Source organism: Streptomyces sp. NPDC055815 (genome assembly GCF_053616475.1).
In genome coordinates, this window is record NZ_JBSHDU010000067.1 from 38,075 (window position 1) to 46,395 (window position 8,321).

General features: G+C 70.4%; 5 protein-coding genes and 1 pseudogene. 4 read left to right on the forward strand and 2 right to left on the reverse strand.

Annotation, left to right across the window (positions count from 1 at the left end):
- Positions 1–29: 29 nt before the first annotated feature.
- The gene (locus ACWGN5_RS32020) at positions 30–1,355 is read right to left on the reverse strand and encodes a DUF2252 domain-containing protein (protein WP_453521734.1); all 1,326 of its coding nucleotides are present in this window, start codon (positions 1,353–1,355) and stop codon (positions 30–32) included.
- A 237-nt stretch (positions 1,356–1,592) separates the two neighbouring features.
- On the opposite strand from ACWGN5_RS32020, the gene dnaE reads away from it, so the two are divergent.
- Complete coding sequence (dnaE, locus tag ACWGN5_RS32025) at positions 1,593–5,132, forward strand: DNA polymerase III subunit alpha (RefSeq protein WP_453521737.1); 3,540 nt, start codon at positions 1,593–1,595, stop codon at positions 5,130–5,132.
- A gap of 71 nt (positions 5,133–5,203) precedes the next feature.
- On the opposite strand, the gene ACWGN5_RS32030 is transcribed toward dnaE, so the two are convergent.
- Positions 5,204–5,377, reverse strand: coding sequence for a hypothetical protein (locus ACWGN5_RS32030; RefSeq protein ID WP_369143732.1), 174 nt, complete (start codon positions 5,375–5,377; stop codon positions 5,204–5,206).
- Between the two features lie 216 nt (positions 5,378–5,593).
- Here ACWGN5_RS32030 and ACWGN5_RS32035 point away from each other — a divergent pair, with 216 nt between their 5' ends.
- The 3 genes and pseudogenes from ACWGN5_RS32035 to ACWGN5_RS32045 all read left to right on the forward strand — a co-directional run.
- The gene (locus tag ACWGN5_RS32035; protein WP_453521740.1) at positions 5,594–6,928 is read left to right on the forward strand and encodes an NYN domain-containing protein; all 1,335 of its coding nucleotides are present in this window, start codon (positions 5,594–5,596) and stop codon (positions 6,926–6,928) included.
- A gap of 20 nt (positions 6,929–6,948) precedes the next feature.
- Positions 6,949–7,920 (forward strand): ABC transporter ATP-binding protein, encoded by a 972-nt coding sequence (locus ACWGN5_RS32040; protein ID WP_453521742.1) that lies wholly within the window; start codon positions 6,949–6,951, stop codon positions 7,918–7,920.
- A gap of 40 nt (positions 7,921–7,960) precedes the next feature.
- Positions 7,961–8,321, forward strand: a pseudogene (locus ACWGN5_RS32045) (ABC transporter permease); the annotation flags it as partial.

Genomic DNA, 8,321 nt, shown 5'->3' on the forward strand with positions numbered 1-8,321 from the left:
CGGCCCTAAGCGCAGTCTGTGGACCCGCCCTACAGGCCCGGGATCCGGCCGTTGCGGAAGAGGTCCACGAAGATCTGGTGGTCCGCCCGCGCCCGCGCGCCGTAGGCGTGCGCGAAGTCGACCAGGAGCTCGGCGAAGCCCTCCTCGTCGGCGGCGATCGCCGCGTCGATGGCCCGCTCCGTCGAGAACGGCACCAGGGAGTGGCCGCTGGAGTCGTCCGCCGCCGCGTGCATCGTGGCCGTCGCCCGGCCCAGGTCGGCGACGGTGGCCGCGATGTCCTGCGGGTCGTCGATGTCCGACCAGTCCAGGTCCACCGCGTACGGCGACACCTCGGCGACCAGCTGGCCCGACCCGTCCAGCTCCGTCCAGCCCAGCCACGGGTCGGCGTGCGCCTGGAGCGCCCGCTGCGAGATCACGGTGCGATGGCCCTCGTGCTGGAAGTACTCCCGTACCGCCGCGTCCGTGACGTGCCGCGAGACCGCCGGGGTCTGCGCCTGCTTGAGGTAGATCACGACGTCGTTCTCCAGGGCGTCGCTGTTGCCCTCCAGGAGGATGTTGTACGAGGGGAGGCCGGCCGAGCCGATGCCGATCCCGCGCCGCCCGACGACGTCCTTCACCCGGTACGAGTCGGGGCGGGCCAGGCTCGACTCCGGCAGGGTCTCCAGGTAGCCGTCGAAGGCCGCGAGCACCTTGTACCGGGTGGCCGCGTCCAGCTCGATCGAGCCGCCGCCCGCCGAGAAGCGGCGCTCGAACTCGCGGATCTCGGTCATCGAGTCGAGCAGTCCGAAGCGGGTCAGCGCCCGGGCCTCGCGCAGCGCGCCGAGCAGCGCCCCGTCGGCGGTCTCCAGGGTGAAGCCGGGGACGTCGTCGCTCTTGGCGCCGGCCGCGAGGACGTGGATCCGCTCCCGGTACGCGGCCGCGTAGATCCGGACGAGCTCGGTGATCTGCTCGTCGCTGAGCGCCTTGGCGTAGCCGATCAGCGCGAGCGAGGCGGACAGCCTCTTGAGGTCCCAGGTGAAGGGGCCCACGTAGGCCTCGTCGAAGTCGTTGACGTTGAAGACGAGCCGGCCGTTGGCGTCCATGTACGTGCCGAAGTTCTCGGCGTGGAGGTCGCCGTGGATCCAGACCCGGCCGGTCTGCTCGTCCAGGTACGGGCCGCCGAGCGCCTCCTGCTCCAGGTCCGCGTAGAACAGGCACGCCGTGCCCCGGTAGAAGGCGAAGGCGGAGCCGGCCATCTTCCGGAACTTGACGCGGAAGGCCGCCGGGTCGGCGGCGAGGAGCTCGCCGAAGGCGGTGTCGAAGACGGTGAGGATGTGCTCACCGCGCTCGGCTGCGGTGGGCTGCGGGACCGACATCGAGGGTGCCTCCTGGTGCAAGACTGCTCATGACAAATGGGACAGGTGTTCCCGGTCCTCCAACGCGCGACCGTACCCCCGAGTGCCCGCCCGTCGCCCGACCACCACCCCTCATCGAGGGGCTTCGCCCCGCAGTGTTGCATTCCAGCCGTTGTCAGTCGGCCGACGTAGACTTCCACGCTGTCCCCCCAGACTGTCCGCAGCCTGTCGCCCAGCGTTTTCCGGAGGCCTCCCGCCGTGACCAAGCCGCCCTTCACGCACCTCCACGTCCACACCCAGTACTCGCTGCTGGACGGTGCCGCGCGGCTGAAGGACATGTTCAACGCGTGCAACGAGATGGGCATGACCCATATCGCCATGTCCGACCACGGCAACCTGCACGGGGCGTACGACTTCTTCCACACCGCGAAGAAGGCCGGGGTCACGCCGATCATCGGCATCGAGGCGTACGTGGCGCCCGAGTCCCGGCGCAACAAGCGGAAGATCCAGTGGGGCCAGCCCCACCAGAAGCGGGACGACGTCTCCGGTTCCGGCGGTTACACCCACAAGACGATCTGGGCGGCGAACTCCACCGGACTCCACAACCTCTTCAAGCTGTCCTCCGACGCGTACGCCGAGGGCTGGCTGCAGAAGTGGCCCCGGATGGACAAGGAGACCATCTCCCAGTGGTCCGAGGGCCTGATCGCCTCCACCGGCTGCCCCTCCGGCGAGCTGCAGACCCGGCTGCGCCTCGGCCAGTTCGACGAGGCCCTGAAGTCCGCCTCCGAGTACCAGGACATCTTCGGCAAGGACCGGTACTTCCTGGAGCTGATGGACCACGGCATCGAGATCGAGCACCGGGTCCGCGACGGGCTCCTGGAGATCGGCAAGAAGCTCGGCATCCCGCCGCTGGTCACGAACGACTCGCACTACACGTACGCGCACGAGGCCGGCGCGCACGACGCCCTGCTCTGCATCCAGACCGGCAAGAACCTCTCGGACCCGGACCGCTTCAAGTTCGACGGCACCGGCTACTACCTGAAGTCCACGGACGAGATGTACGCCGTCGACTCCTCGGACGCCTGGCAGGAGGGCTGCCGCAACACGCTGCTCGTCGCGGAGCAGATCGACACCAGCGGCATGTTCGAGGCCAAGAACCTCATGCCGAAGTTCGACATCCCCGAGGGCTACACCGAGGTCACCTGGTTCCGCGAGGAGACCATGCGGGGCATGCACCGCCGCTTCCCCGGGGGCATCCCCGAGGACCGCCTCAAGCAGGCCGAGTACGAGATGGACACCATCATCTCGATGGGCTTCCCCGGCTACTTCCTCGTCGTCGCCGACTTCATCATGTGGGCGAAGAAGCAGGGCATCGCCGTGGGCCCCGGCCGAGGCTCCGCGGCCGGCTCGATCGTCGCGTACGCCATGGGCATCACCGACCTCGACCCGATCCCGCACGGTCTGATCTTCGAGCGCTTCCTCAACCCCGAGCGCATCTCGATGCCCGATGTCGACATCGACTTCGACGAGCGTCGGCGCGTCGAGGTGATCCGGTACGTGACCGAGAAGTACGGCGCCGACAAGGTCGCCATGATCGGCACGTACGGAAAGATCAAGGCGAAGAACGCCATCAAGGACTCCGCGCGCGTCCTCGGCTACCCCTACGCCATGGGTGACCGGCTCACCAAGGCCATGCCCGCCGACGTCCTCGGCAAGGGCATCGACCTCAACGGCATCACCGACCCCTCGCACCCCCGCTACAGCGAGGCCGGCGAGATCCGCGCGATGTACGAGAACGAGCCGGACGTCAAGAAGGTCATCGACACCGCCCGCGGCGTCGAGGGCCTGGTCCGCCAGATGGGCGTGCACGCCGCCGGCGTGATCATGTCCAGCGAGCCGATCGTCGACCACGCCCCGATCTGGGTCAGGCACACCGACGGCGTCACCATCACGCAGTGGGACTACCCGCAGTGCGAGTCGCTCGGCCTGCTGAAGATGGACTTCCTCGGCCTGCGCAACCTGACGATCATGGACGACGCCGTCAAGATGGTGAAGTCCAACAAGGGGATCGACATCGATCTCCTGGCGCTGCCGCTCGACGACCAGAAGACCTTCGAACTGCTCCAGCGCGGTGACACCCTCGGCGTCTTCCAGTTCGACGGCGGCCCCATGCGCTCGCTGCTCCGGCTGATGAAGCCCGACAACTTCGAAGACATCTCCGCCGTGTCCGCCCTGTACCGGCCGGGCCCGATGGGCATGAACTCGCACACGAACTACGCCCTGCGCAAGAACGGCCAGCAGGAGATCACCCCGATCCACCCCGAGCTGGAGAAGCCGCTCGAAGAGGTGCTCGCGGTCACCTACGGCCTCATCGTGTACCAGGAGCAGGTGCAGAAGGCCGCCCAGATCATCGCCGGCTACTCGCTCGGCGAGGCCGACATCCTCCGCCGCGTCATGGGCAAGAAGAAGCCCGAGGAGCTGGCGAAGAACTTCACCATCTTCCAGGCCGGCGCCAAGAAGAACGGCTACAGCGACGAGGCCATCCAGGCCCTCTGGGACGTCCTGGTCCCCTTCGCCGGCTACGCCTTCAACAAGGCGCACTCCGCCGCGTACGGCCTGGTCTCCTACTGGACCGCCTACCTCAAGGCCAACCACCCCGCCGAGTACATGGCGGGACTCCTCACCTCGGTCAAGGACGACAAGGACAAGTCCGCGGTCTACCTGAACGAGTGCCGCCGCATGGGCATCAAGGTCCTGCCGCCCAACGTGAACGAGTCCGAGTCGAACTTCGCCGCCCAGGGCGACGACGTGATCCTCTTCGGCCTCTCCGCCATCCGGAACGTCGGCACCAACGTCGTCGAGTCGATCATCAAATCGCGCAAGGCGAAGGGGAAGTACTCCTCCTTCCCCGACTTCCTCGACAAGGTCGAGGCCGTCGTCTGCAACAAGCGGACCGTCGAGTCGCTGATCAAGGCCGGCGCCTTCGACGAGATGGGCCACACCCGCAAGGGCCTGGTCGCCCACCACGAACCCATGATCGACAACGTGGTGGCGGTCAAGCGCAAGGAGGCCGAGGGGCAGTTCGACCTCTTCGGCGGGATGGGTGACGAGGCGAGCGACGAGCCCGGCTTCGGTCTGGACGTCGAGTTCTCCGACGTCGAGTGGGAGAAGTCGTACCTGCTCGCCCAGGAGCGCGAGATGCTCGGCCTCTACGTCTCCGACCACCCGCTCTTCGGTATCGAGCACGTCCTGTCCGACAAGACGGACGCGGCGATCTCCCAGCTGACCGGCGGCGAGCACGGGGACGGCGCGGTCGTCACCATCGGCGGCATCATCTCCGGCCTCCAGCGGAAGATGACCAAGCAGGGCAACGCCTGGGCGATCGCCACCGTCGAGGACCTGGCCGGCTCCATCGAGTGCATGTTCTTCCCGGCCACGTACCAGCTGGTCTCCACCCAGCTCGTCGAGGACACGGTCGTCTTCGTCAAGGGCCGCCTCGACAAGCGCGAGGACGTGCCCCGCCTCGTCGCCATGGAACTGATGGTCCCCGACCTGTCGAACGCCGGGACCAACGCGCCCGTCGTCCTCACCATCCCGACGGTGAAGGTGACCCCGCCGATGGTCAGCAGGCTCGGCGAGATCCTCAAGCACCACAAGGGCAACACCGAGGTGCGGATCAAGCTCCAGGGCCCCCGGAAGACCACCGTGCTCCGGCTCGACCGGCACCGGGTCCAGCCCGATCCGGCGCTCTTCGGCGACCTGAAGGTACTGCTCGGCCCCTCCTGCCTGGCCGGCTAGCCACCCCGCTCACCCCCATGCGCAAGGGGCGCGCCCGTCGTCACGGGCGCGCCCCTTTGCCGTCAGCCGCGTCAGTTGTGGCCGAAACGCTTCTGACGGCCCTTGCGGGCCATGTCACCCGGAGTGACCTGGCTCGCGCGCTGCTCGGCCTGCGACTCCATCGACGACTGCTGCGCCTGCTGGGCGCCGCGCTCGGCCGGCGACTGCTGCTTCTGACTGCGGTTCTGGTTGCGGTTCTTGGCCATGGGGTTTCCTCCTCAAAGGGACCTAGGGGCCAGGGCCGCTGTCAGACTCACACACGGTACGAACCGCCGCATGTTGGATCATTACGGAGCGTAGGGGCCGGGCGGACGTGATACTCGCCACGCCGATGATCCAGTTCCGGACGTCAACCACCTGGCCGTCGGGCAGACTCGAAGGAACCCGAAGCACCCTTTCGAACCCGAGGCTCCCGAAAGAGGGTGGAACACGTGGACCGCTGCGTCGTCCTGGTGGACGCCGGCTACCTGCTGGGCGCCGCCGCCAGTCTCCTCGCCGGGGAACCGGCCCGCTCCAGGATCACCGTCGACCACGCCGGTCTCATCCAGCAGCTGCGGCAGCGCGCCGAGGCCGAGACCGCGCTGCCCCTCCTGCGGATCTACTGGTTCGACGGCGCGCCCGACCGGGTGCCCCAGCCCGAGCACCGCAGACTCCGCGTGATGCCCCGGGTGACGGTCCGCCTCGGTGCTCTGACCAGGAGCGAGGGGCGCTGGGCGCAGAAGGGCGTCGACGCGGCCATGCACACCGAGCTGACCGAGCTCGCGAGGAACCGGGCCTGCTCCGACATCGTGCTCGTCACCGGCGACGGCGATCTGCTGCCCGGCCTGATGTCCGCCAAGGAGCACGGCGTCGCCGTCCACCTGTGGGCCGTCCAGGCCGCCGACGGCGACTACAACCAGTCCGAGGACCTCGTCGCCGAGGCCGACGAACGGCGGGTCCTCGACCGGGCCTGGATCACCCGCGCCGTCCGCGCCAAGGACCTCACCGGCATCTGCGCCCCGCCGCCCGCCCCGCGCCCGGAGATCGCCGCCATCCTCTCCGCGCCGCTGCCCGAGGCCGCCCTCGCCGCCTCCGCCGAACGGGCCGCCGAGGCGGCCGCCACGGCCGTACGGAACGGGGCACCGGCCCCCGTCGACGCGAACGGCGACGGCGGCCACGAGCACCTCCGTGCCGACGGACACGTCGGCGCCGACGAGCACATCGACGGCGAGGGAGTCCCCGCCCCCACGTCCCCGGGCCGGGGCGTCCCCACTCCCAAGGACCTGGCCGGACTGCGCGGCCCCGGCACCCCCGCCGCCCCCGTCCCGCAGGGCGCGAGCGCGCTCCGCTGGTCCTCCGACCGGGGCTGGGTCGAGCGCCCCGCCCCCTCCCTCGGCGAACCGGCCGAGACCGCCACCCTGCCGACCCTCGCCACCCTCACCAGCGCCGAGCAGCGCTGGGCCGACCGCGAGGAGGACATCACCACCGTCGGCGGCGACCCCTTCGAGGTCGGACAGGTGTTCGCCCGCCGCTGGATGGAACGGCTCCCCGAGCAGAGCCACGTCCAGAAGCTCTCCACCCTCTACCCGCGCATCCCGCACCGCATCGACGGCGAACTCCTCCGCTACGCCGCCCGTTTCGGACTTCTCGCCCACAAGGACGATCAGATCGACGAGCACGACCGGTACGCGATCCGGGCCGGGTTCTGGCGCGAGATCGACGTCCGGGCCGCCGCCGAACACGCCCCCGCGCCCGGAGCGGCCCCACCGACCCCGTAGGCTCTTCCCCCGTGAGTACGGTGTGCGTGGTGCGGGATCTGGTCAAGACGTACCCCGCCACGCGCGGCAGGCGCGGCGCGCCCGCGACCCCCGAGGTGCGGGCCACCGACGGGATCAGCCTCGACGTGCGCGGCGGCGAGATCTTCGGCCTGCTCGGCCCCAACGGCGCCGGCAAGTCCACCCTCGTCCGCCAGCTCACCGGGCTCATGCGCCCCGACTCCGGCACCGTCGAACTCCTCGGCCACGACCTCGTGCGCCACCCCGAGCGGGCGTCACGACTCCTCGCCTACCTCGGCCAGGAGTCCACCGCCCTCGACGAGCTGACCGTCTCCCTCGCCGCCGAGACCACCGGCCGGCTCCGCGGCCTCACCGCCCACGACGCCCGCGCCGCACGCGACGCCGTCCTGGACGAGCTCGGCCTCGGCGAGCTCGCCGGCCGCCCCCTCAAGAAGCTCTCCGGCGGCCAGCGCAGGCTCGCCTGCTTCGCCGCCGCGCTCGTCGGCGAGCGGCCCGTCCTCGTCCTCGACGAACCCACCACCGGCATGGACCCGGTCGCCCGGCGCGCCGTCTGGGCCGCCGTCGACCGGCGCCGCGCCGAGCACGGCACCACCGTGCTCCTCGTCACCCACAACGTCATCGAGGCCGAGACCGTCCTCGACCGGGTCGCCGTCCTCGACCGCGGCCGGGTCATCGCCTGCGACACCCCCACCGGACTCAAGGAGCGCGTCGCCGGCGAGATCCGCGTCGAGCTGGTCTGGCGCGACGCGCCGCCGCTCCAGCTCCCCGAGGTCGCCGCCCTGCGCCCGCTCGCCCAGGAGACCGGACGCCGCTGGCACCTCCGGCTCGCCCCCGACGAGGCCCGCGCGGCCGTCGCCGCCGTCACCGGCGGGGCCGCGTTCGCCGCGCTCGACGACTTCACCCTGGCCACGCCCAGCCTGGAGGACGTGTACCTCGCCCTGGGCGGAGCGACCGAGGGACTGGTGAAGGCATGACCACGGACCGACCGCACGTGACCCTCAGGAGCCGTACGCAGTGAGCACCCTGCCCGCCGAGGTCCTGCCGACCGGCGCGCTCCCGGCCACGAGCCGGGACGACGGCGCCGCGCCCCTCGCCCCGCGCGCCCGGCTCCTGCCGGCCCTGGCCGCCGTCTACCGCGCCCAGCTCTCCCGCGCCCGCGTCGCCCGCATCCCGCTGCTCTTCGTCGCCACCTTCCAGTCGATCGGGATCATGGTCCTGATGCGCGGGGTCGTCGACGGCGGCTCCGAGGCGCGCGCCGTCGTGGCCGGCTCCACCGTCCTCGTCGTCGCCTTCGTCGCGCTCAACCTGCTCGCCCAGTACTTCGGACAGCTGCGGGCCGGCGGCGGCCTCGACCACTACGCCACCCTGCCCGTGC